The following is a 23,555-nucleotide window of genomic DNA, read 5'->3' as shown; positions in this document are numbered from 1 at the left end:
TGCCGTTTTTTTTGTCCTTGCAGTATTTGCAGCAAGGTGAGGCGCCCTCGGGCGCCGCGCGTTACTTCACGCGCATGCCGGGCTTCGCGCCGCTATGCGGCTCGAGCACGTAGAGGCCCGGTTCGGCCTTCTCGTCCGCCGCCGATGCGGCCAGCACCATCCCCTCGGACAGGCCGAACTTCATCTTGCGCGGCGCGAGGTTCGCGACCATCACCGTGAGCTTGCCGATCAGCTGCTCCGGCTGATATGCGGACTTGATGCCCGAGAACACGTTGCGGGTCTTCTCCTCGCCGATGTCGAGCGTCAGTTGCAGCAGCTTGTCCGAGCCTTCCACGGCCTTGCAGTCGACGATCTTCGCGATGCGCAGATCGACCTTGGCGAAGTCGTCGATCGAGATGATGCCGGAGGTGTCGTCGTGGTCCGCTGCGGCCGCCGCTTTTGCGTGGGCCTTGGCGGTTGCCTTCGCGGCACCTTTGGCGTCCGCCGCGGCCGCTTCGGGCGTGGCCTGCAGCGAGTCGCGATTGGCCGCGAGCAGCGCCTCGATCTGCTTCGGATCGACGCGCGTCATCAGATGTTTGTACGCGTTGATCGGACGCGCCGAGCTGAGCGGCACGGCGGCGTCGGCCCACACCAGCGGCTCGATGCCCAGGAAGCCTTCGACCGCCTCGGCGAGCTTCGGCAGCACCGGCTTCAGTGCAAGCGACAGCAGGCGGAACGCCTCGATGCTGACGCTGCAGGTCTCGTGCAGCGCGACCGCGTTGGCGGGGTCTTTCGCCTGATCCCACGGCTTTGCGGTGTCGACGTAGGCGTTCACCGAGTCGGCGAGCTCCATGGTTTGACGCAGCGCGCGGCTGTACTCGCGCGCCTCGTAATGCGCGGCGATCTGCGGCAGCGCCGCGCGCAGCGTGCCGAGCAGCGGATGATGCATCGCGCTGTCCTGCACGCGACCGTCGAAGCGCTTGATCAGGAAGCCGGCCGCGCGGCTCGCGATATTCACGTACTTGCCGACCAGATCGCTGTTCACGCGCGCCTGGAAGTCATCGAGGTTCAGGTCGAGGTCTTCCATCGTGCTGTTCAGCTTGGCGGCGAAGTAGTAGCGCAGCCATTCCGGGTTCAGACCAGTGTCGATCACGCTTTGCGCGGTGATGAAGGTGCCGCGCGACTTCGACATCTTCGCGCCGTCGACGGTCAGAAAACCGTGCGCGAACACGTTGGTCGGCGTGCGATGGCCCGAGAACTCGAGCATGGCGGGCCAGAACAGCGTGTGGAAATACAGAATGTCCTTGCCGATGAAGTGGTACTGCTCGGCGGTCGAACCCTTGCGCACCCACGCGTCGAAGTCGATGCCGCGCTTTTCAGCGAGGTTCTTGAAGCTCGCGTAGTAGCCGACCGGCGCGTCGAGCCACACGTAGAAATACTTGCCGGGCGCGCCCGGAATCTCGAAGCCGAAGTACGGCGCGTCGCGCGAGATGTCCCAGTCGGCGAGCTTGGCTTCGCCGGCGTCGCCGAGCCACTCGCGCATCTTGTTGGTCGCTTCCGGCTGGGCGAGGCCGCCGACCCAGGCGCGCAGGAAGTTCTCGCAGCGCGGATCGGACAGGCGGAAGAAGTAATGCGTCGAAGTCTTGCGGATCGGCGTCGCGCCCGAGACGACCGAGTACGGATTGACGAGCTCGGTGGGCTGGTAGGTCGAGCCGCAGACTTCGCAGCTGTCGCCGTATTGATCCTTCGCGCCGCATTTCGGGCACTCGCCCTTGATGAAGCGGTCCGGCAGGAACATTTCCTTGACCGGGTCATACGCCTGTTCGATCTCGCGCGCGTCGATCAGCCCCGCTTCCTTCAGCGCCAGGTAGACGTTTTCGCTGAGCACGCGGTTCTCGTCGGAATCGGTCGAGTAGTAGTTATCGAACGAAATGCCGAAGCTGTCGAAGTCGCGCTTGTGTTCCAGCCACACGCGATCGATCAGCTGTTTCGGCGTCAGACCTTCCTTTTCCGCGCGCAGCATGACCGGCGTGCCGTGCGTGTCGTCGGCGCCGACGTAATAGACCTCGTGACCGTGCATTCGCAGCGACCGGACCCAGATGTCCGTCTGGATATATTCGACCAGATGGCCGATATGAATCTGCCCGTTCGCATACGGAAGGGCCGACGTGACGAGAATCTGACGGCGGCCGGACGGCGCGCCTGCGGGGAGATCGGTGGCGGGGGCTGACATAAGGATCGGGGGTGCCTGCGATGGGACGAAACGGTGATTTTAGCAGGGCGCACGCCTCAAGCGGTCCGGGCGCGGCGGGCTGGACGGGCGACGGGGAGGGGGCGAGAGGGAACGCGGGGGCCGACGGCCGCCAGCGAGGCTGCGCGAAGCGCGATGCAAAACCGCGCGGGCAAAAAAAAACCGGGGTCGATAAAACCCCGGAGCAACAACGACAAGAGGAGAATGGTGACGTGACGGCTTCGCCAGCCACGTACCGTAAAGACAGACCGCGAATTTTCCGTAGAGTTCGAAATTTTTTTCGATCCATCGGCAAACCGGTCCGGCGGCCCGTCCCGGCTGCCAACCGGGCTTCTTCGGCCGAGATGCCCGGCCAGCCCGGCGGCGCCTTCTCCTTGGGACTTGCCCTTATTGCGTCGCGTGCTGGGCGGTGGCGCGCAGATAGATCTCGACGCGGCGGTTCGCCGCACGGCCGGCTTCGGTGTTGTTGTCGGCGATCGGCTGGTTCGGGCCCATGCCGGTGGCCGACAGGCGCTGAGGCGCGATGCCGCGTTGCGCCAGATAGCCGGTCACGCTCTCCGCGCGGTTGACCGACAGCGTCTGGTTGTATTGCGGCGAGCCGGTGCTGTCCGTATGGCCGACGACCGACGCGACCACCTCCGGATTCTGCTGCAGCGTCTGCGCGAGCTGGTCGAGCACCGGCGCGAACGACGGCTTGATCGCATAACTGCTGGTGTCGAACGTGACCGAACTCGGGATGTTCAGCTTGAGCGAGCCGTCCGGCTGCTCGGTGATCTGGGTGCCGGTGCCCTTGGTCGCGCCCGACATGCGGTTGCGAATGTTGTCCCAGTTGTAGCCGGTGATGCCGCCGACCGCGGCGCCGGTGGCCGCGCCGATTGCCGCGCCCTTGCCGCCGCCGAAGATCGCGCCGATTGCCGCGCCGGCGCCGGCACCCACGCCGGTGCCGACTGCTGTGTTTGTACCCTGTTGGGTCGCGCAACCTGCTACCAGTGAGCCGGCAACGGCCAATACGGCGACGCGAGTCATGATTTTTGCATTCATCTTCATTTCCTCTTGAGTGCGAATAAAACAGCGGGTAGCGATCAGCCTATGCAGCGAACGTTACGGCAAGGTAGCGACCACCCGGAAAACCTGGGTGAACACGCCGGCATCTTGTTCCGCGCGGTCCGACAGCGAAGAAGGGTCTTCGGGCACCGTCTGCCGTCAGACACTACAATAATGCCTGAAACACACAGTGGTGCGACCCTATGGCGTCCCGCGTGCCCGAAGGGTGCCCGGCACGTCTGGTTTTCGCAATCCTGCATAACAATTTCTTGCAATTTCCGCCGCGTGGCCGATCCGCCATCTCGCCGCGCCGCACCTCTTCCCCACGGAGTATCAATGAGTATCGATCGGGCTTTGGTCGACGCCGCCATCGCGGCCGTCACTGACCTCAACACGGGCGCGCCGTACGCGGCCGCGAAGGGCATTCGCAACGTGGTTGTGGAGGGCGACGCGGTCAGCCTTCAGGTGATGCTCGGCTACCCGGCGAAAAGCCAGTTCGACGCGATCCGCCAGCAGTTCGCCGAGGCGCTGCGCGCGGTGCCCGGCGTCGTGAACGTGCGCGTCGAGGTGGCGCAGCAGATCGCCGCGCACACGGTGCAACGCGGCGTGAAGCTGCTGCCCGGCGTGAAGAACATCGTCGCGGTTGCCTCGGGCAAGGGCGGCGTCGGCAAGAGCACGACCGCGGTGAATCTCGCGCTCGCGCTGGCGAGCGAGGGTGCGTCGGTCGGCATTCTCGACGCCGACATCTATGGCCCGTCGCTGCCGACCATGCTCGGCATCGAGGGCCGCCCCGAATCGCCCGACGACAAATCGATGAACCCGATGACCGGCCACGGCGTGCAGGCCAACTCGATCGGTTTTCTGATCGAGGCGGACAACCCGATGGTGTGGCGCGGCCCGATGGCGACCTCGGCACTCGAACAGCTGCTGCGCCAGACCAACTGGCACGAGCTCGACTACCTGATCGTCGACATGCCGCCCGGCACCGGCGACATCCAGCTGACACTCGCGCAGCGCGTGCCGGTCACGGGCGCGGTGATCGTCACGACGCCGCAGGACATCGCCCTGCTCGACGCGAAGAAGGGCCTCAAGATGTTCGAGAAGGTCGGCATCCCGATCCTCGGCATCGTCGAGAACATGGGCCTGCACATCTGCTCGAACTGCGGCCACGAGGAGCACATCTTCGGCGCCGGCGGCGGCGAGCGCATGGGCAAGGAATATGGCGTCGACGTGCTCGGCAGCCTGCCGCTTGACATCACGATCCGCGAACAGGTCGACTCGGGCATGCCGACGGTCGTCGCGGACCCGAACGGGCGGATCGCGGAGATCTATCGCTCGATCGCGCGCAAGGTCGCGGTGCATATCGCCGAGCGGGCGCGCGACATGAGTTCGAAGTTTCCGAGCATCGTCGTGCAGAACACCTGAGCGGCCGCCCGGGCAAGGGACTAGGGCCGATCTCGACCCTATTTTCGCGTGCTATCGCGGTATCATGTCGACTTCACAAGTTCGGCTCGGCGGCCGCAGGGGCGGCCGCCTGGCCGACAAGAGGATCGCATGGGAAAACGAATCGACGGGCCCGCGGTGCATGCGTTCATCGTCCTGACCGCCAGCTGTGTGCTGTTGAGCGGCTGTGGCATATTCCTGAGACCACAGGAAAAGCGCGCTGACGCGCAATTGCTGCCTACCGTGGGCAATCAGGCGCACGGCCTCGTGACCTTTATCGAGCGCTCGGACGGCGTTCAGGTCACCTACAATCTCACGGGCTTGCCGCCCAATAGCGACCACGCGCTGCAAGTGCACGAGCGCGGCGACTGCAATGCCGCCGACGGCTCCAGCGCCGGTCCGGTGTTTTCGCCGGCGGCCGAGCGGCTCAAGGTCGGCGCGCGCGTCGAGGGCGATCTCGGCAATATCCACGCGGACGCGAACGGCGGGGCCAGCGGGTTCATCGTCGCGCCGGACGTGTCGCTCGACGGCATCCGCTCGGTGCTGCAGCGCGCGGTGCTGCTGCACCGCGACGCGACCGATCCCTACGCGTATCCGCAGCATGGCGCGGGCTCCGCGATCGCGTGCGGCGTGATTCGCCAGCAGTGAGCGGCGGGCGCGCCTTGCGCCATCGGCGGCAGCATTTCCGTGATCGCGTAAAATAAGCGGCCTTCGCCGGCTGGGCGCCGGTACGCCGGCCGCCCAGCCGGCCGCCGGTTCGCCGGCCGACCGTTTTCATCTACCTTTCGTCACACCTGATATTCACGTCGAGCAGCGTTCACCTATGACCATCAAATCTGACAAGTGGATTCGGCGCATGGCCGAGTCGCACAAGATGATCGAGCCGTTTGCGCCCGATCAGGTTCGCGTCACCGAGGACGGCCGAAAGATTGTCAGCTACGGCACCTCGAGCTACGGCTACGACATCCGCTGCGCCGACGAATTCAAGATCTTCACCAACATCAACTCGACGATCGTCGATCCGAAGAACTTCGACGAGAAGTCGTTTGTCGATTTCAAGGGCGACGTCTGCATCATCCCGCCGAATTCGTTCGCGCTCGCGCGCACCGTCGAATACTTCCGGATTCCGCGCAGCGTGCTGACCGTGTGCCTCGGCAAGTCGACGTACGCGCGCTGCGGGATCATCGTCAACGTGACGCCGTTCGAGCCGGAATGGGAAGGGCACGTCACGCTCGAATTCTCGAATACGACACCTTTGCCTGCGAAAATCTACGCGAACGAAGGCGTCGCCCAGGTGCTGTTTTTCGAAAGCGACGAGATTTGTGAGACGTCGTACGCGGATCGCGGCGGCAAGTATCAAGGTCAGCACGGCGTCACGTTGCCGAAAACGTGACGCCGGCAGCGTCTTGACCCACCAGTAATTCGGGTGACCGCTGCGCTTTCTACATAACGCAGCGGTCGTTTTATTTTGGAGAATCGCCCATGAAGTTCCGTTTCCCCGTCGTCATCATCGACGAAGATTTCCGCTCCGAGAACATCTCGGGTTCCGGCATTCGGGCTTTGGCCGAAGCCATCGAGAAAGAAGGCGCGGAAGTGCTCGGGTTGACGAGCTACGGCGATCTGACCTCGTTCGCGCAGCAGTCGAGCCGCGCGTCGTGCTTCATCCTGTCGATCGACGACGACGAACTGCTGCCGTACGTCGAAAACGTGGTTGTCGAAGGCGAGACGCCCGAGCTCGCCGCCGCGATCGTCGCACTGCGCGCGTTCGTGACCGAAGTGCGCCGCCGCAACGCCGATATTCCGATCTTCCTGTACGGCGAAACGCGCACCTCGCGTCACCTGCCGAACGACATCCTGCGCGAGCTGCACGGCTTCATCCACATGTTCGAGGACACGCCGGAGTTCGTCGCGCGCCATATCATCCGCGAGGCGAAGGTGTATCTCGACTCGCTCGCGCCGCCGTTCTTCAAGGAACTGGTGCAGTACGCGGAAGAAGGTTCGTACTCGTGGCACTGCCCGGGACACTCGGGTGGCGTCGCGTTCCTGAAGAGCCCGCTCGGCCAGATGTTCCACCAGTTCTTCGGCGAGAACATGCTGCGCGCCGACGTCTGCAACGCGGTCGACGAACTCGGCCAGCTGCTCGACCACACGGGCCCGGTCGCGGCCTCGGAGCGCAACGCCGCGCGCATCTTCAGCGCCGACCACGTGTTCTTCGTGACCAACGGCACCTCGACCTCGAACAAGATCGTCTGGCACGGCACGGTCGCGCCCGGCGACATCGTGCTGGTCGACCGCAACTGCCACAAGTCGATCCTGCACGCGATCACGATGACCGGCGCGATTCCGGTGTTCCTCACGCCGACGCGCAACAACTTCGGCATCATCGGCCCGATTCCGCGCAGCGAGTTCGAACCGGAGAACATCCGCAAGAAGATCGAGGCCAATCCGTTCGCGCGCGAAGCGCTCGCGAACAACCCGAACCTGAAGCCGCGCATCCTGACGATCACGCAAAGCACGTACGACGGCGTGATCTACAACGTCGAGATGATCAAGGAGATGCTCGGCGAATGGCTCGACACGCTGCACTTCGACGAAGCCTGGCTGCCGCACGCGGAATTCCACGAGTTCTATCAGGACATGCATGCGATCGGCGCGGGCCGTCCGCGCATCGGCGCGATGGTGTACGCGACGCACTCCACGCACAAGCTGCTCGCCGGCATCTCGCAGGCCTCGCAGATCGTCGTGCAGGATTCGAAGAACAGCCGCTTCGACAAGCATCGCTTCAACGAGGCGTATCTGATGCATACGTCGACGAGCCCGCAGTACGCGATCATCGCGTCGTGCGACGTGGCCGCGGCGATGATGGAAGCGCCGGGCGGCACCGCGCTCGTCGAGGAGTCGATCGCTGAAGCGCTCGACTTCCGCCGCGCGATGACCAAGGTCGACACCGAATACGGCGACGACTGGTTCTTCAAGGTGTGGGGCCCGGACCAGTTCGCCGAGGAAGGCATCGGCTCGCGCGACGACTGGATGTTGCGCCCCAACGACGCGTGGCACGGCTTCGGCCCGCTCGCCGAAGGCTTCAACATGCTCGACCCGATCAAGGCGACGATCGTCACGCCGGGTCTGGACATGGACGGCGGCTTCGGCGAAACCGGCATTCCGGCCGCGATCGTCACGAAGTACCTGGCCGAGCACGGCATCATCGTCGAGAAGACGGGCCTGTACTCGTTCTTCATCATGTTCACGATCGGCATCACGAAGGGCCGCTGGAACTCGATGGTGACCGAGCTGCAGCAGTTCAAGGACGATTACGACAACAACCAGCCACTGTGGCGCGTGCTGCCCGAGTTCGTTCAGCATCATCCGATGTACGAGCGTGTGGGCTTGCGCGATCTGTGCCAGCAGATCCACAGCGTGTATCGCGCGAACGACATCGCCCGTCTGACGACCGAAATGTACCTGTCGAGCATGGAGCCGGCGATGAAGCCGTCCGACGCGTTCGCGAAGCTCGCGCACCGCGAGATCGACCGGGTACCGATCGACGAACTCGAAGGCCGCGTCACGTCGATCCTGTTGACGCCGTATCCGCCGGGCATTCCGCTGCTGATCCCGGGCGAGCGTTTCAACAGGACCATCGTCAACTATCTGCGTTTCGCGCGCGAGTTCAACGAGCGCTTCCCGGGTTTCCATACGGATATCCACGGGCTCGTCGGCGAAATGGTCAACGGACGCATCGAATATTTCGTCGATTGCGTGCGCATCTGACGATGCGGCGGGTGAAGTTCCTGGCTGGGCTGCCGGCGATCGAGCGCTGGTGGCGCCGGGCCGGCGCGCTGGCCTTCGCGCTGGCGCTCGGCACGGTGGTGTTCGCTGGCGCGATGAGTCCGGCGGCGCATGCCGAGGTGGCCGCCGCCGATCCGATCGACGCGGCAATGCGCACCTGTCTCGCCCGCGCCGACATGTCGACGACGATGGGGCAGGTCCAGTGCATGGACAATGCGCGCATCGGCTGGATGGCCGCGGTCGATAGCGCGTACCAGCAGTTGCTCGCGAAGCTGCCGCCCGCGCGGCGCGGGCTGTGGCAAAAGAGCCAGTCCAGCTGGCTAGCCTCGCGCGATGCCGAGAAGCAGTTGCTCGCCGCGGTCTTCGCGACGACTCAGGGTTCGATGTACGTGCTGTCCGAAGCGGACATGCAGTTGCAGCCGGTGCGTGACCGCGCGCTCGCACTGCGTAGCGCGCTCGCCAATGTGAGCGGCCCGGCACCGCGCCGGCCGCGCGCGTGCAACGCCGATGCGCGCTGCGAACACGCGACGTTCGATCTGAACCGCTACTACCGTGTGCTCGAATCGAAGATGCCGGCGCAGTCGCGGCCGGCACTGGTGCAAGCGCAACGCGCGTGGAGCGCGTATCTGACGGCGTCGACGCCGCTCATCGACGAGCATGGTCGCATCGACATCATCGGCGCGCGTGTGGCGACCATCAAGAGACTCTCCGAAACGGTCGGCAACCACTGACGGCCGCTCACGAGCGCGGGGCACCGCGCTTTCAATCCAGCTGATAACTATCGCCGAGCGGCTGCGGCGGCGGGAGCGCCGGCTCGCCGCGCAGATCGCGCAGTGCGTCCTCGATCATCACGGACATCGTGTTGAGCGCGAGGTCGTTGTCGTCAGTGCCGAACGGTTCTTCGAGCTGCGAGGCGATCGCTTCGTGCGCCATGAACGTGTACGCGACGAACACCGCGAACACCGGCGTGAAAATGCCGATGCTGTCGACGAGCCCGAACGGCAGCGACGCGCAAAAAAAGTACACGGTGCGGTGGATCATCACCGAATACGCGAACGGCAGCGGCGTCGACGCGATGCGCTCGCAGCCGCCGATCACGTCCGACAGTCCGTTCAGATTGCGGTCGAACGCGAGCACCGTGATCGGATCGAGCGCATCCGCGCGTGCCGCGCGCTGCACCCATTCGCCGAGGCACAGCATCAGCGTGGCGGGCTTGTAGCGCGATGCCATCACATGGTCGAACAGCGCGCCGGGCAAGCGCGCGGCGAGGTCGTCGCGCGGATCGGTCTTGCGCAACTGATGGCGCAGCGCATGTGGCAGCGCGCCCAGTATCGCCGCGAACTCGGCGACGTCTTCTTTGGCCAGATCGCGCGACGGCAGCGTCAGCACCTGGCGCATCAACGAGCGTGACTCGTTGAGCAGTTGCCCCCATAGCTTGCGCGCTTCCCACCAGCGGTCGTAGCTCGCGTTGTTGCGAAAGCCGAGAAACACCGCGAGCGCGATGCCGACCAGCGAGAACGGCGCGGTCGTGTTGAGGTTCAGGTTGACGGGCAGCAGATGATCGTGCGCGGCGAGCGCAATGATCGAGATGAAGAAGATCAGGAGGAGCCGCGGCAGCAATTGCGGCAGCACCGAACCGCGCCACGCGAGCAGCATGCGGAACCAGTGGAGATGCGGGCGGATGATCATGGGCAAGCGCTGTGTGTGAGGCGATGGAGCGACTATTATCGATCGCTTTGCGCGTCCCCCAAAACAGAAAAACCCGCGGTGTGCGCATCGAAGACGATGCACACGCCGCGGGTTCGTTCACCGCAAGCGGATCAGGATGGCCGCGAAGCCGGCCTCAGTCGCGCGCCGACGAAGCGGCTCCGTGGCTCAGCCAGTCGAGTACGGCGGTCGCGTCGTCGTCGGCGCCTTCGCGCGCTTTCTCGACGGTCTCGGCGACGTCGTCGCTTGGCACCGCGCGGCGAATTGCTACACCGACCGCGAGGATGTCGATCATCACGAGGTGCAGGATGCGCGAGATCATCGACAGCTGCGACTCGCGAATCTCGATGTGATCGGTTTCGAGCGCAACGGTCGCCCGTTTCGCGAGCGGCGTGTTGCTCGACGTGATCGCGATCACCTGCGCGCCGGCCTGCATCGCAACGTCGAGCACGCGCAGCAACTCCGGCGCGCGCCCCGACTTCGATACCGCGACGATTACGTCGCCCTTGCCGAGCAGCGCGGCGGAGGCCGCCTGCATGTACAGATCGCCGTACGCGATCGTCGGGATGCCGAAGCGGAAGAACTTGTAGTGCGCGTCCTGCGCGACGATGTTCGAGTTACCGAGCCCGTAGAACTCGATGCGACGCGCGCCGTTCAGCAGGTCGATGGCGCGCTCCACATGTTCGAAGTTCAGATGCTCGCGCAACTGCAGGATCGCCGACACGGTGTTGTCGAGCACCTTCGCGCCGAAGTCGGTGGCGGTGTCGCCGAGATGCACCTGACTGTGGCTGACCGGAATCGTGCCGGTCAAACCGGTCGCGAGCTTCAGCTTGAAATCCGATAGTCCCTGGCAGCCGAGCGAGCGGCAGAAGCGGATCACGGTCGGCTGACTGACGTCGGCCTTGCGCGCGATGTCGACGATCGGATCGTTGATGATCGAACGCGGATGGTTCAACGCGAGATCGGCGACGCGGCGTTCGGCCGGCGTCAACGCATCGCGCATCTGGCGAATCCGCTCGAACACCGCCGACGAGCTGCCGCCCGCGCGGTTCGACAACTGCTCCGCGAGAATCGCCGACACGCCCAGAAACGCCGGATATTCGGCGGTGATCACGTAGGTCGGCACGTTCTGCAGATACGCCTCGAAGCGGCCCTTCGCCTCGAAGCGCTTGCGGAACGACGAGCGCTCGAAGAATTCGCCAAGGCGCGGCACGACACCGCCGCCGATATAGATGCCGCCGAGCGCGCCGAGCGTCACCGCGATATTGCCGGCGAAGGTGCCGAGAATGCCGCAGAACACGTCGACCGATTCGGCCGCGAGCGGCTCGCCGTCGAGCGCGCGCTTGACGACCTCGGCCGTGTCGACGTTGGCCGCCACGCGTTTCTTGTCGCGGCCCGCGAGCGCGCGATAGATCACCTCGATGCCCGGACCCGCGGCCACCCGTTCGAACGACACGTGCGACCACTTCTTGCGCGCGTAGTGCAGCACGATCTCCTCGCGCTCGTCGGCGGGCGCGAACGTGGCGTGGCCGCCTTCGCTGCCGAGCGCGATCCAGCGGTCGTCGGCGGGGATCAGGCCCGACACGCCCATGCCGGTGCCGGGGCCGAGCAGGCCGATCACGCTGTTCGGCCGGCGCTGGCCGCCACCCACCTGCACGCGCTGCGCGTCGGTGAGGCCGGGCAGCGCCATCGCGAGCGCCGTGAAGTCGTTGACGACGAGCAGCGTGTCGAAGCCGAGCGCGCGGCGCGTCGCTTCGATCGAGAAGGTCCAGTCGTGATTGGTCATGCTCACCTGGTCGCCGTCGACCGGGTTCGCAATGGCGATCGCCGCGTGATTGACGCGGCCGATCTTGGTGTCCTTCAGATACTTCTTGATGACGTCGGCGACGCCCGGATAGTCGGCGCAAGGATAGACCTGCACCGAGCCGATTTCGCCGGGGCCCGTCTCGAGCGCGAAACGCGCATTGGTGCCGCCGATGTCGGCCAGCAGCCTCGGTCCGTCGGCGTGCTGGCCCGCGCCCGGTACAGCTTTAGTTTGCACACCAGTAGACATCGAGTCTCACTCCCTTGTCGTTTGCCAGCTGCGAGATGGCATTTTTTTGTAGCGCGGCGGACGCGGCATTGAGCACGTCCATCTTGCGCGGTCCTGCGATCAGCAGAAACAGATGCTTCACGTCCTTCAGCGCGGACAGCGACCAGCTCACGCGCGCATGCGGCGCCGCGCCCGGATGCACGGCGACGAAGCGCTCGGTCGTGGTGATCGCGTGATCCCATTCGGGCGCGTCGGCGAAGATCGACGCGGTGTGGCCGTCCTCGCCCATGCCCAGCACCGCGACGTCGGGCGCCGCGGCAAATCGCGCATCCGCGTTCAGCGCGGCGACGTGCGCGTGCAGATCCTGCGAGGTGTCGACGAGCGGCCAGAAGGTCGCGTCGCGCGCGGCGTTCTGCAGCAACGTGGCGTGCGCGAGCTGCGCGTTGCTCGCGCTATCGGTCTCCGGCACCCAGCGGTCGTCGACCAGTGTGATCGCGATGCGGGGCCAGTCGAACGTCTGCGTCGACAACGTTTGCAGGAACGGACGCGGACTGCTGCCGCCGGACACGGCTAGCATGGCCGGGCGCGCGGGCGCGGTTGACGTGCCGGTGAGGGCCGCCTGTGCGGCAAGCGACGCATGTAACGCGTCGCCCACCGCTTTCGCCAGCGCGTCGGATTGGGCGCGCTGGTCGTCGAAAGCGTGAAGCTCGATCACTTCTCCTCCGTGCTGCTTTCTTGTAAGGTCTGCGGAATCAGCCTGACTGCTCTCGCGCTAACGCGATACCGGCGCGACTCCGTTCAGTTCGTCGGTGGTGTTGCCGACGTCGCGCTGGGGTATTTATCGCGCGCGGCGGCGGCCGTCAATTCATCAAAATCAATTCTCTTCCTCGAGCCAGCAAGTGTCGTGCTGCGCAAGCATCGCGCTCGCCGCGGCCGGCCCCCACGTGCCCGCCGCGTACGGCTTGGGCGGCTTGGTCGACACCTTCCATTCGTCCAGGATCGGCTCGACCCAGCGCCATGCGGCCTCCTGTTCGTCGCGCCGCACGAACAGCGCGAGGCGCCCGTTGATCACGTCGAGCAGCAGCCGCTGATACGCCTCCATCTGGCCTTCGCGGAAGAACTGGTCGAACGCGAGGTTCAGGTGCACGCTCGCGAGGTTCATGCCTTCGCCGGGCTGCTTCGCGAGGCAGTACAGACGAATCGTCTCGTTCGGCTGCAGACGGATCACGAGACGGTTCGCGCCCGCGCGCAGCGCCGATGCGCCGAGCGCCGAATGCGGCACCGGACGGAAATTCACGACGATCTCGGCGACGCGATCGGCGAGCCGCTTGCCCGTGCGCAGGAAAAACGGCACGCCGGCCCAGCGCCAGCTCTCGATCTCGACCTTCAGTGCGACGAAGGTTTCGGTCGAGCTATCCGGCCTCACGCCGTGCTCGGTTGCATAGGCCGGCACCGCGTTGCCGCGGATCACGCCCGAATGATACTGGCCGCGCACCGCGACTTTGCCGATATCACGCGGATCGATCGGTTTGAGCGCACGCAGCACGCGCAGCTTTTCGTCGCGCACCGAGTCGGAATCCATCGAGTGGGGCGGCTCCATCGCGACGATCGACAGCAGCTGCAGCAGGTGGTTTTGCACCATGTCGCGCAGCGCGCCGGTATTGTCGTAGAAGTCGCCGCGCGCTTCGACGCCGAGCTCCTCGGCGATCGTGATCTGGATGCTCTCGACCCACTCGCGGCGCCACAGCGGCTCGAACAGCGCATTGCCGAAGCGCAGCGCAAGCAGGTTCTGCACCGGCTCCTTGCCGAGGTAATGGTCGATCCGATAGATCTGCTCTTCCGCGAAGATTTCGCCGACCGCATCATTAATTGCGTTCGACGACTTCAGGTCGTAGCCGAGCGGCTTCTCGAGCACGATGCGCGAGTTCGTGTTCAGCCCGACCGCGGCGAGCCCATGGCAGATCGGCACGAACAGCGACGGCCCCGTAGCCAGATAGAACACGCGGATGCCGGGCATCTCCTGGATCGCGTCGCGCAGCCGCGCGAAGTCGTCCGCCTTGCTGAGATCGATCTTCACGAACTCGATGCGCGCGAGGAAGCTCGTCCACGCGGCTTCGTCGACGACTCCGTTGTTCGATACATGCGGCTTGACGTGCCCCTCCACCCACTGCAGGTATTCGCCGCGATCCGCCACATGCAGTGCCACCGCGACGATCTTGCCGCTGTCGGCGAGCTTGCCGCCCGCGCGGTGCGCCTCGAACAGCGCGGGCAGGATCTTGCGCATCGACAGATCGCCGGTTCCGCCGAAGAGAACGAAGGTGAAGCTTGAGTCGGTTTGCATGAGTCTCCGTCGATGTCCTGAAGGGCCGCCGCGCTGTTCGGACACTGCACGCGCAGCGACCCGGAAGAGCGACCGTAGTCCGATAAAATATTTTTTGACACTGAATTGTAGTTTAACTACAATCCAAATCAAGAGGTAGCGTTAATTCGATGAAAAAAGCGTGCGCTGTAGAGGCGGAATGCATGCTTTGCGAATCGGCGGGCGTCCCCAGCATGCTAATGGACAACGCCTTCCGGTACGTGCCAGCAGGGTGCCGGCGGACCTTACGGAAAGCCGGGGGAGTCGACGGGTTTGCGGGGTCGTCGCCCGTGGCCAACGTCAGGCTGGCGTCGGATTGGCGTAATGAAGCACCTCGAGTCTGCCGCGCGATGCGGGCAGGCAAAAATCAAAAGAGGAGACAGTCAGTTGCATCCCGAACCACTCACCTCTTGAGCGTCCAGCGGCCGGACATCGGTCCGCCGGCACATGCCTTCGCGCATGCGCCCGACCGTGCTCGATCGCCCAGTGTTTTGCCTGTTTGAACCAACCACAGCACCCTGGCGACATCAGGGGCCATTCGTTTTTTTGTTCAGGTGTCTGGAGGAGATAAGCAATGAAATTTCGCGCGATCATGGGCGCTCTGTGCGCTGCGGGTCTGATGTGTGGCGTGTCGGCGGTGCAGGCCGCCGAGTCGGTCGAAGTGCTGCACTGGTGGACTTCGGGCGGCGAATCCAAGGCCGTCGGCGTCCTCAAGGACGACATGACGAAGCAGGGCTACACGTGGAAGGACTTCGCGGTTGCAGGCGGTGCAGGCGCGGCTGCCATGACGGCACTGAAGACGCAGGTGATCTCGGGCAACGCACCGAGCGCCGCGCAGATCAAGGGTCCGCTGATCCAGGACTGGGCTTCGCAGGGCGTGCTGGTGCCGATCGACTCGGTCGCGGGCGACTGGAAGAAGAACCTGCCGCCGGAAATCGACAAGATCATGCACGCGGACGGCCACTACGTCGCCGCTCCGTTCTCGGTGCACCGCGTGAACTGGCTGTACATCAACAAGGCAGCGCTGGACAAGGCAGGCGGCAAGGTGCCGACCTCGTGGCCTGAGTTCTTCGCGGTGGCCGACAAGATGAAGGCCGCGGGCATCCAGCCGATCGCGATGGGCGGCCAGCCGTGGCAGGACCTGACGCTGTGGGAAGACGTCGTGCTGTCGCAAGGCGCCGACTTCTACAAGAAGGCACTCGTCGACCTCGACGAAAAGACGCTGACTTCGGACAAGATGGTTGGCGTGTTCGACACGGTTCGCAAGATCCAGGGCTACTTCGACGCGGGCCGCACGGGCCGTGACTGGAACCTCGCCACCGCGATGGTCATCAACGGCAAGGCCGGCATGCAGTTCATGGGCGACTGGGCGAAGGGTGAATTCACCAACGCCGGCAAGAAGTCGGGCTCGGACTACATCTGCGCTGCTGTACCGGGCACGGAAAAGGCTTACACGTTCAACGTCGACTCGTTCGTGTTCTTCCAGCAGAAGGGCCAGAAGGCCGCGACGCCGGGCCAGCTCGCGCTCGCGAAGACGATCATGTCGCCGGAGTTCCAGGAGCAGTTCAGCCTGTACAAGGGCTCGATCCCGGTGCGCCTCGGCGTGCCGATGGACAAGTTCGACGACTGCGCGAAGAAGTCGTACGCGGATGAGCAGATCGCGATCAAGGCCGGCGGTTATGTGCCGTCGCTCGCTCACGGCATGGCTCAGCCGGATGCCGCAGCAGGCGCGATCTCCGACGTCGTCACGAAGTTCATGAACTCGCAGGAAGATTCGAAGACCGCGGTTCAGGCTCTCGCGAAGGCAGCGAAGACCAAGTAAGCGTAGGAAAGAAGCGTTGCGCCCGGCGGCTGGCATCTGCGGCACCGGGCGCCTCCTTCGGGCCGGGTTGAGTCGAACCTCGAACTGCTTTTGATCGCAGCGGGGTCCGGCGCCACGCGGCTCACCCCTGGTTTCATGGAGTCACACCCAGGCCGTCGCGGTCCCGCGCCATGCGCGCACGGCAAGCCCGGCGGTACAGTTTCAGCAGGAGTCGAGTAGTGACTGCTTCCATCAGCGGAAACGGGAAAACGGCCACCGTCACCCGCCGCACGTCGCCCATGGCGGCCCTTGCCGATCGCTATATTCCGAAGCTGGTGCTCGCACCCAGCGTCGTGATCAGCCTGATCTTCGTGTATGGCTTTATTGGAATCACCGGCTATCTGTCGCTTTCTACGTCGCGGCTGATGCCTCGCTGGGAGTTCGCGGGTCTCGACCGCTATCGCGAACTGTTCGAGAACGACGTGTTCTGGACTTCGGCCGCCAACCTCGGCTGGTTCGGCATTCCGTTCATCGGTATCTGCATCGGTCTTGGCCTCCTGCTTGCCATCCTGCTCGATCAGCAGATCCGCAATGAAGGCGCGTTGCGTGCCGTGTTCCTGTATCCGATGGCGCTGTCGTTCATCGTGACCGGCACCGCATGGCAATGGATCCTGACGCCGAGCATCGGCATCGAGAAAGTGTTTCACGACTGGGGCTGGACGAGCTTCTCGTTCAACTGGCTCGGCGACCCGGACAGGGCGATCTTCTGTATCGTGATCGCGGCGGTCTGGCAGTCCACCGGCTTCGTGATGGCGCTGTTCCTCGCCGGTCTGCGCGGCGTCGACAGCGAAATCTTCAAGGCCGCGCAGATGGACGGCGCGAACCTGCCGACCATCTACCGCAAGATCGTGATTCCGAGCATGCGGCCGGTGTTCTTCTCCGTGCTGCTGATCCTTTGCCACATCACCATCAAGACGTTCGACCTGGTCGTCGCGCTGACCGCTGGCGGTCCGGGCACCTCGTCGTCGCTGCCGGCCATTTTCATGTACACGTTTTCGTTCAATCGCGGGCAGCTCGGCGTCGGCGCGGCATCGTCGATCATGATGCTCGCTACCGTGGTGGCCGTGCTCGTGCCGCTGATGTATCTGGAATCGAGGAGCACCCGCAATGCAGCCTAAGATGACGATTAGCCGTGCCGTCATTTACGCGGCCCTGATTCTGTTCGCCCTGTACTTCCTGTTCCCGCTGTACGTGATGCTGTCGACGTCGTTCAAGGACATCGACCAGCTGCGCACCGGCAACCTGCTGACGCCGCCGACGAGCTGGAGCTTCGCGCCATGGATCAAGGCGTGGAGCGGCGCGTGTACCGGCGTGCGCTGCGACGGCATGCAGCCGTTCTTCATGAACTCGGTGCGCATGGTGATTCCCGCCGTGCTGATCTCGTCGATCATCGGCGCGTTCAACGGCTATGTGCTCACGCACTGGCGTTTCCGCGGCGCCGATCCGATCTTCACGATGCTGCTGGTCGGCTGCTTCATCCCGTTCCAGGCGATCCTGCTGCCGATGGCGCGCCTCGAAGGCATCCTCGGCCTGTCGAACACGACGAGCGGTCTGGTGCTCGTGCACGTGATCTACGGTATCGCCTTCACGACGATGTTCTTCCGCAACTTCTACGTGAGCATCCCGGCTGAACTCGTGAAGGCCGCGCGGATCGACGGCGCGGGCTTCTTCATGATCTTCACGAAGATCCTGCTGCCGGTGTCGCTGCCGATTTTCATGGTGTGCCTGATCTGGCAATTCACGCAGATCTGGAACGACTTCCTGTTCGGTATCGTGTTCTCCGGCGTCGATTCGATGCCGATCACCGTCGCGCTGAACAACCTCGTGAACACCTCGACCGGCGTGAAGGAATACAACGTGGACATGGCCGGCGCGATCATCGCGGCGCTGCCCACGCTGCTCGTCTACATCATCGCCGGACGTTACTTCGTGCGCGGCCTGACCGCGGGCGCGGTGAAGGGCTAACCCGGGCTAACCCAACCGAGAGCGACGGCGTTGCACTGAACCCGTGCCGCCGTCACCCGACAAGACGTTTTCAAGCAGTACCAGAGACTAGAGGATTCACAGCATGGCAAGCCTTTCCATCCGTGACGTGTACAAGACCTACCCGAACGGGGTGCCGGTTCTGAAGGGTGTCAACATCGACATCGAAGACGGCCAGTTCCTGATTCTGGTCGGCGGCTCGGGCTGCGGTAAGTCGACGCTGCTCAACATGATTGCCGGTCTCGAAACCGTGACCAAGGGCGAGATCCAGATCGACGGCAAGACGGTGAACAACCTGTCGCCGAAAGATCGCGACATCGCGATGGTGTTCCAGTCGTACGCGCTGTATCCGTCGATGACGGTGCGCGAGAACATCTCGTTCGGCCTGAACATCCGCAAGGTGCCGAAGCAGGAGCAGACGCAGATCGTCGATCGTGTGTCGAACACGCTGCAGATCACCCATCTGCTCGACCGCAAGCCGGGCCAGCTGTCGGGCGGCCAGCGTCAGCGCGTCGCGATGGGCCGCGCGCTCGCGCGCGATCCGGTGATGTTCCTGTTCGACGAGCCGCTGTCGAACCTCGACGCGAAGCTGCGTATCGAGATGCGTTCGGAAATCAAGCTGCTGCATCAGCGCCTCGGCACGACGATCGTCTACGTGACGCACGACCAGATCGAAGCGATGACGCTCGGCGACCGCATCGCGGTGATGAAGGACGGCATCGTGCAGCAGTTCGGCGCGCCGCAGGACATCTACGACTCGCCGTCGAACCTGTTCGTGGCGGGCTTCATCGGCGCGCCGCCGATGAACTTCATCGAAGGCAAGCTGGTCGAGCAGGGCTCGGGTGTCGGCATCGAACTCGATACCGGCGTCGCGCGCAAGGTGCTGGTGCTGCCGTTCGATTCGGGCAAGGTGCGCTCGCACGTTGGCAACAACGTGATTCTCGGCTTGCGTCCGGAGCGCATCACCGACGCGCGCGGCGCGCACGGCGACGACTCGAAGCTGCAGCCGGTCGAAGTGAAGGTCGACGTGATCGAGCCGACCGGTCCGGACACGCTGGTGTTCGCGCAGGTCAACGGCAAGCGTATCGTGAGCCGCGTGCACCCGGCGTCGAATCCGCAGCCGGAGAAAAATACGACGCTGTTGTTCGATACGTCGAAGGCGGTGCTGTTCGATCCGGCGAATGAAGAGCGGATCGCCTGAGCGTTAAAGCCGTCGCTTCAGAAAGACCCCGTGCGTTGAAGGCGCATGGGGTTTTTGTTTTTTGCAGCGTTACGCCGTGTCGGGCAAACGCAAATCCGGATTGTTTCGCGCGAGTTCGCTGACCCAGTCGATGAACGCGCGCAAGCGCGAACTCAGATTGCGGCGATGCGCATAGAGGATCGACAGCGGCGTGCCGGGGCTCGTGTAGTTGCCGAGAATCTCCGTGAGCGCGCCTTGCTCGATCAGCTTCGCAACCATGAAACGCGACGGCTGGATGATGCCGTGTCCGAGCACCGCCGCACCGATATACACGGAACCGTCGTTGACCGCGAGCGTGCTTGTCATCGGCACGCGCTCGATTTCGCCGCCCACTTCGTATTCGAACGGGAAGGTCCTGCCGGTGCGTGCGGACACGTAGTTGACCGCGCGATGATTGGCGAGGTCCTCGAGCGTGGCAGGCGTGCCGTATTTCGCGAGGTACGCCGGCGACGCGCACGTGACGATGCGCGCGAGACCGATGCGCCTCGCGACGAGACTGGATTCCTCCGGCGTACCCATGCGGATCACGCAATCGACGGCGTCCTGAATCAGATCGATGTTGCGATCCGCGAGGCCGAGTCGCACGTCGATTTGCGGGTACTGTTCATAGAAATCTTCGAGCGCGGGCAGCAGCAGCGCGCGCGCGAGCGTGCCGGACGTGTCGACGCGTATCGTGCCGGCCGGGCTCTCGCGCTGATTCGACAGCGACGATTCGGCGTCGGCGACGTCGGCGAGAATGCGCACGCAGCGCTCGTAGAACGCTGCGCCGTCTTCGGTCACGCTGACCTGGCGCGTCGAGCGGTTCAGGAGCCGCACGCCGACGTGTTCCTCGAGCGCCTGGATCGTGCGGCTGACCTTCGCGCGCGGCAGATCGAGCGACTCCGAAACCTTGGTGAAGCTGTTCGCTTCCACCACGCGTGTGAAGATCTCCATCGCTTCGAAACGGTCCATGGTTTGCCTTATGGGTGGTGAGCCGGCAGAAGGCCGGGGCGGGCTTGCGATTCGACAGGAAGTCTACAGCCAGCAAAACCGGTTGTCTGCCGGTGAGTGCCCGCCACCGCCGCTCGAGGCTCAATCCCGATCCGGCGCACCGAGCGGAAACCACGGCCGATACGGCCGTGCCTCGTCGACCGCGCGTGCGAACGACGGCCGCGCGAGCAGCCGCTGCCGGTACGCGCGCACGTGCGTGAACGCGGGGTCGATTGGGTGGGTCCAGTCGGCATAGAACAGGAACGGGGCGGCGCCGCAGTCGGCGAGGCTGAAGCTCTCGCCGGCGGCCCATTCGCGCTCGGCCATGTGCCGGTCGAGCCATGCGTACGAGGTGTCGAGCATCGTGCGCGCATCGGCGACGCCGCGCGTGTCACGCTCGGCTTCGGCGCGCAGGCTGTCGAAGACGATCTTTTGCTGCGGCGTCGAAATGTAGTTGTCGAAGAAGCGGTCCATCGCGCGCACCTCGAGCGCGGCGCGCGGATCGTCCGGCAACAGCGCGACCGGTCCCGGATAGTGCAGGCCCAGATATTCGATGATGATGCTCGCCTCGGGCACCGTGCGCCCGCCGTCGACGAGCACGGGGAATCGCTTGATCGGCCACAGCGCGGCGAATTCGGCCATCACCTGCGGGTCGTCGTACGCGAGCAGGCGCATCTCGAACGGCGTGCCGTTTTCGTACAGCGCGGTCAGCGCCTTCTGGCAGTACGACGAGAACGGGTGGGCATAGAGCTTCAGGGGCATCGCGATCACCTTTGACGGTTGCACAGCACGGACACGCCGTGGCAACGACGGCCACCGCGCGACGGCCAGGCTGGCCGTTTACCCGACGACGAACGACAGCCGCGAAAATCGACCTCAGACCTTCACGTTGACCCCGTGCGCGGGCGCCGACCCCGGCTGCAACAGCACGACCACGGCGCCGGCGCCGCCATCATGCGGGCGCGCCTGACAGAACGCGATGATCTCGGATTTCTGCACGAGCCAGGCGCGCACCTTGCCCTTCAGCACCGGCTCCTTGCCGATCGATCCCAGACCCTTGCCGTGAATCACCCGTAGGCAGCGCAGCCCGCGCTTGACCGAGTCGCGGATGAATTCCGCGAGCGCCTCGCGTGCTTCCTCGCGCCGCATGCCGTGCAGGTCGATCTGCGCCTGCACGATCCAGTCGCCGCGCCGCAGCTTGCGCACGACGTCGCGGCTCACGCCGGGGCGGCAATACGACAACGTTTCGTCGGTTTCGAGCAGCACCTCGGGATCGAACTCGTCGGAGATCGCTTCGTGCAGCACCGCTTCCTCGTCGAGCAGCGTCTGCACCGGCAGCGGCGGCGGGGGATTGCGCTGATGCGTCGCGCGCGGCGGTTTTGCAAGTGGCGCGACCTCGCCGATCTCGCGGCGGAACAGATCGGCGTCGGCGGCCGCTTCGCGCTGTGCCGCTCTTGCCACCGCCTGTTCGCGCTCGCGCCGCTCAGCATCGCCCTTCAATGCTTCACGCAATGCGCCGAGTCCGGCCAGCCCGGACGCGCGATCGAGCTTCGGCGCGACGGCGGGCACGGCCGGCGCGGGCGCGGCACGCGTGGCGGCTTGCGGGCGTTTCGGTTCGTTCGGATGGGGTTGATTCTTCGGCATATCGGCAATACGGACGGAAAGGTCGATCGGTCGGGCGGGGTGGGGTGGCGGATGCGCCGCGGGGGCAACGCGCACCCACACGATCAAGGCGGCAAAAACGACGAAGGCCGCCGGCATTTCAGCCGCGGCCTTCGTGAACCCATGACGGCCGCGCTGCGCGCCACCGTCATTTTACTGTTGCGCCCGCTGTCGCGGCTTTGCGTCGCCATAAGACGACGCGCAGCGGATCAGCGGATCACCGGTCCGCTTCCGCGCTCATCGCGTGCTCGCCGGCCATCTCGTTGATGGTCTCGAGATAACGCTGCGCGTCGAGCGCTGCCATACAGCCCGTGCCGGCGCTCGTGATCGCCTGGCGATAGATGTGATCCTGCACGTCGCCGGCGGCGAACACGCCCGGCACGCTCGTCGCGGTCGCGAAACCGTTCAGGCCGCCCTTCGTGATGATGTAGCCGTTCTTCATCTCGAGCTGGCCTTCGAAGATGTCCGTGTTCGGCTTGTGGCCGATCGCGACGAACACGCCTTGCAGCGCGAGGTCGGTGGTCTCGCCGGTCTGCGTGTGCTTGATGCGCAGGCCGGTCACGCCGGAGGTGTCGCCGGTCACTTCGTCAAGCACGTGGTTCCACTTGATCTCGACGACGCCTTCCTTCTCCTTCGCGAGCAGACGGTCGATCAGGATCGGCTCGGCGCGGAACTTGTCGCGGCGATGGATCACGGTCACTTTCTTCGCGATGCCGGCCAGGTACAGCGCTTCTTCAACGGCGGTATTGCCGCCACCGATCACGGCGACGTGCTGCTGACGATAGAAAAAGCCGTCGCAGGTCGCGCAGGCCGACACGCCCTTGCCCATGAACGCCTCTTCCGACGGCAGTCCGAGATACTGCGCCGACGCGCCGGTCGAGATGATCAGCGAGTCGCAGGTGTATTCGCCCGAATCGCCGATCAGGCGAATCGGCTTCTCGTCGAGCTTCGCCGTGTGGATGTGGTCGAAGATGATTTCGGTGTTGAAGCGCTCGGCGTGCTCCAGAAAGCGCGCCATCAGTTCCGGGCCTTGCACGCCGTTCGCGTCGGCGGGCCAGTTTTCGACGTCGGTCGTGGTCATCAGCTGGCCGCCTTGCGCGAGACCAGTGACGAGCACCGGCGCGAGGTTGGCGCGCGCTGCGTAAACCGCCGCCGTGTAGCCGGCGGGACCGGAACCGAGAATCAGAACCTTGGCGTGTTTCGTTGCAGTTGCGGGCATGATCGAATCCTTGTGCGGCG

General features: G+C 64.7%; 19 protein-coding genes. 9 read left to right on the top strand and 10 right to left on the bottom strand.

Translation table 11 applies throughout. The annotated features are described in order from the left end of the window. Nucleotides 1–61 precede the first annotated feature (61 nt). Together metG and CI15_RS09650 are read right to left on the bottom strand one after the other, a co-directional pair. Entirely contained in the window at nucleotides 62–2,212 is a 2,151-nt protein-coding gene (gene metG, locus CI15_RS09655; protein WP_062126929.1) for a methionine--tRNA ligase, read from the bottom strand. 405 nt (nucleotides 2,213–2,617) lie between these two features. Then, nucleotides 2,618–3,271: a YiaD family glycine zipper/OmpA-like lipoprotein gene (locus CI15_RS09650; protein WP_062127201.1), complete on the bottom strand. Its 654-nt coding sequence runs from the start codon at nucleotides 3,269–3,271 to the stop codon at nucleotides 2,618–2,620. A gap of 339 nt (nucleotides 3,272–3,610) precedes the next feature. On the opposite strand from CI15_RS09650, the gene apbC reads away from it, so the two are divergent. The 5 genes from apbC to CI15_RS09625 all read left to right on the top strand — a co-directional run bounded on the left by apbC (nucleotide 3,611) and on the right by CI15_RS09625 (nucleotide 9,234). After that, nucleotides 3,611–4,699 carry an iron-sulfur cluster carrier protein ApbC gene (gene apbC / locus CI15_RS09645; RefSeq protein WP_062126927.1) on the top strand — a complete coding sequence of 363 codons (1,089 nt, stop codon included), beginning with the start codon at nucleotides 3,611–3,613 and terminating at the stop codon, nucleotides 4,697–4,699. Between the two features lie 129 nt (nucleotides 4,700–4,828). Continuing rightward, entirely contained in the window at nucleotides 4,829–5,365 is a 537-nt protein-coding gene (locus CI15_RS09640; RefSeq protein WP_062126925.1) for a superoxide dismutase family protein, read from the top strand. A gap of 175 nt (nucleotides 5,366–5,540) precedes the next feature. Further along, nucleotides 5,541–6,110, top strand: coding sequence for a dCTP deaminase (gene dcd, locus CI15_RS09635; protein WP_062126924.1), 570 nt, complete (start codon nucleotides 5,541–5,543; stop codon nucleotides 6,108–6,110). An 89-nt stretch (nucleotides 6,111–6,199) separates the two neighbouring features. Further along, nucleotides 6,200–8,485: an arginine/lysine/ornithine decarboxylase gene (locus CI15_RS09630; RefSeq protein ID WP_062126922.1), complete on the top strand. Its 2,286-nt coding sequence runs from the start codon at nucleotides 6,200–6,202 to the stop codon at nucleotides 8,483–8,485. 2 nt (nucleotides 8,486–8,487) lie between these two features. Continuing rightward, nucleotides 8,488–9,234, top strand: a complete 747-nt coding sequence (locus CI15_RS09625) for a lysozyme inhibitor LprI family protein (RefSeq protein ID WP_062127198.1) — start codon at nucleotides 8,488–8,490, stop codon at nucleotides 9,232–9,234. A gap of 31 nt (nucleotides 9,235–9,265) precedes the next feature. On the opposite strand, the gene CI15_RS09620 is transcribed toward CI15_RS09625, so the two are convergent. The 4 genes from CI15_RS09620 to zwf all read right to left on the bottom strand — a co-directional run bounded on the left by CI15_RS09620 (nucleotide 9,266) and on the right by zwf (nucleotide 14,583). Next, a complete protein-coding gene (locus CI15_RS09620) occupies nucleotides 9,266–10,192 on the bottom strand; it encodes a bestrophin family protein (protein ID WP_062126920.1) in 927 nt (308 codons plus the stop codon). Between the two features lie 154 nt (nucleotides 10,193–10,346). After that, entirely contained in the window at nucleotides 10,347–12,263 is a 1,917-nt protein-coding gene (locus tag CI15_RS09615; protein WP_062126918.1) for a bifunctional transcriptional regulator/glucokinase, read from the bottom strand. Next, entirely contained in the window at nucleotides 12,241–12,957 is a 717-nt protein-coding gene (gene pgl / locus CI15_RS09610; protein ID WP_062126916.1) for a 6-phosphogluconolactonase, read from the bottom strand. Before pgl ends, CI15_RS09615 begins: the two co-directional genes overlap by 23 nt. A gap of 159 nt (nucleotides 12,958–13,116) precedes the next feature. Next, nucleotides 13,117–14,583, bottom strand: coding sequence for a glucose-6-phosphate dehydrogenase (gene zwf / locus CI15_RS09605; protein ID WP_062126913.1), 1,467 nt, complete (start codon nucleotides 14,581–14,583; stop codon nucleotides 13,117–13,119). Between the two features lie 592 nt (nucleotides 14,584–15,175). Here zwf and CI15_RS09600 point away from each other — a divergent pair. The 4 genes from CI15_RS09600 to CI15_RS09585 all read left to right on the top strand — a co-directional run bounded on the left by CI15_RS09600 (nucleotide 15,176) and on the right by CI15_RS09585 (nucleotide 19,646). After that, nucleotides 15,176–16,423, top strand: coding sequence for an ABC transporter substrate-binding protein (locus CI15_RS09600; protein WP_062126910.1), 1,248 nt, complete (start codon nucleotides 15,176–15,178; stop codon nucleotides 16,421–16,423). Between the two features lie 218 nt (nucleotides 16,424–16,641). Further along, a complete protein-coding gene (locus CI15_RS09595) occupies nucleotides 16,642–17,580 on the top strand; it encodes a carbohydrate ABC transporter permease (protein WP_062126907.1) in 939 nt (312 codons plus the stop codon). Then, the gene (locus tag CI15_RS09590; protein WP_062126904.1) at nucleotides 17,570–18,427 is read left to right on the top strand and encodes a carbohydrate ABC transporter permease; all 858 of its coding nucleotides are present in this window, start codon (nucleotides 17,570–17,572) and stop codon (nucleotides 18,425–18,427) included. The genes CI15_RS09595 and CI15_RS09590 overlap by 11 nt, the downstream gene beginning before the upstream one ends. Nucleotides 18,428–18,530: 103 nt before the next feature. Next, the gene (locus tag CI15_RS09585) at nucleotides 18,531–19,646 is read left to right on the top strand and encodes an ABC transporter ATP-binding protein (RefSeq protein ID WP_062126901.1); all 1,116 of its coding nucleotides are present in this window, start codon (nucleotides 18,531–18,533) and stop codon (nucleotides 19,644–19,646) included. A 69-nt stretch (nucleotides 19,647–19,715) separates the two neighbouring features. Here CI15_RS09585 and CI15_RS09580 read toward each other — a convergent pair whose 3' ends face one another. The 4 genes from CI15_RS09580 to trxB all read right to left on the bottom strand — a co-directional run bounded on the left by CI15_RS09580 (nucleotide 19,716) and on the right by trxB (nucleotide 23,535). Further along, nucleotides 19,716–20,636 (bottom strand): LysR family transcriptional regulator, encoded by a 921-nt coding sequence (locus CI15_RS09580; RefSeq protein ID WP_062126898.1) that lies wholly within the window; start codon nucleotides 20,634–20,636, stop codon nucleotides 19,716–19,718. A gap of 120 nt (nucleotides 20,637–20,756) precedes the next feature. Continuing rightward, complete coding sequence (locus tag CI15_RS09575; protein ID WP_062127195.1) at nucleotides 20,757–21,416, bottom strand: glutathione S-transferase family protein; 660 nt, start codon at nucleotides 21,414–21,416, stop codon at nucleotides 20,757–20,759. A 114-nt stretch (nucleotides 21,417–21,530) separates the two neighbouring features. After that, nucleotides 21,531–22,298 (bottom strand): Smr/MutS family protein, encoded by a 768-nt coding sequence (locus CI15_RS09570; RefSeq protein ID WP_062127192.1) that lies wholly within the window; start codon nucleotides 22,296–22,298, stop codon nucleotides 21,531–21,533. A 235-nt stretch (nucleotides 22,299–22,533) separates the two neighbouring features. Continuing rightward, nucleotides 22,534–23,535 (bottom strand): thioredoxin-disulfide reductase, encoded by a 1,002-nt coding sequence (gene trxB, locus CI15_RS09565; RefSeq protein ID WP_062126894.1) that lies wholly within the window; start codon nucleotides 23,533–23,535, stop codon nucleotides 22,534–22,536. Between the last annotated feature and the right edge of the window lie 20 nt (nucleotides 23,536–23,555).

It is taken from the genome of Paraburkholderia monticola (genome assembly GCF_001580545.1).
GTDB classification, from domain to species: Bacteria; Pseudomonadota; Gammaproteobacteria; order Burkholderiales; family Burkholderiaceae; genus Paraburkholderia; species Paraburkholderia monticola.
The sequence above is the reverse complement of the archived record's forward strand: the minus strand, read 5'-3'. Positions and strand labels throughout refer to the sequence as shown.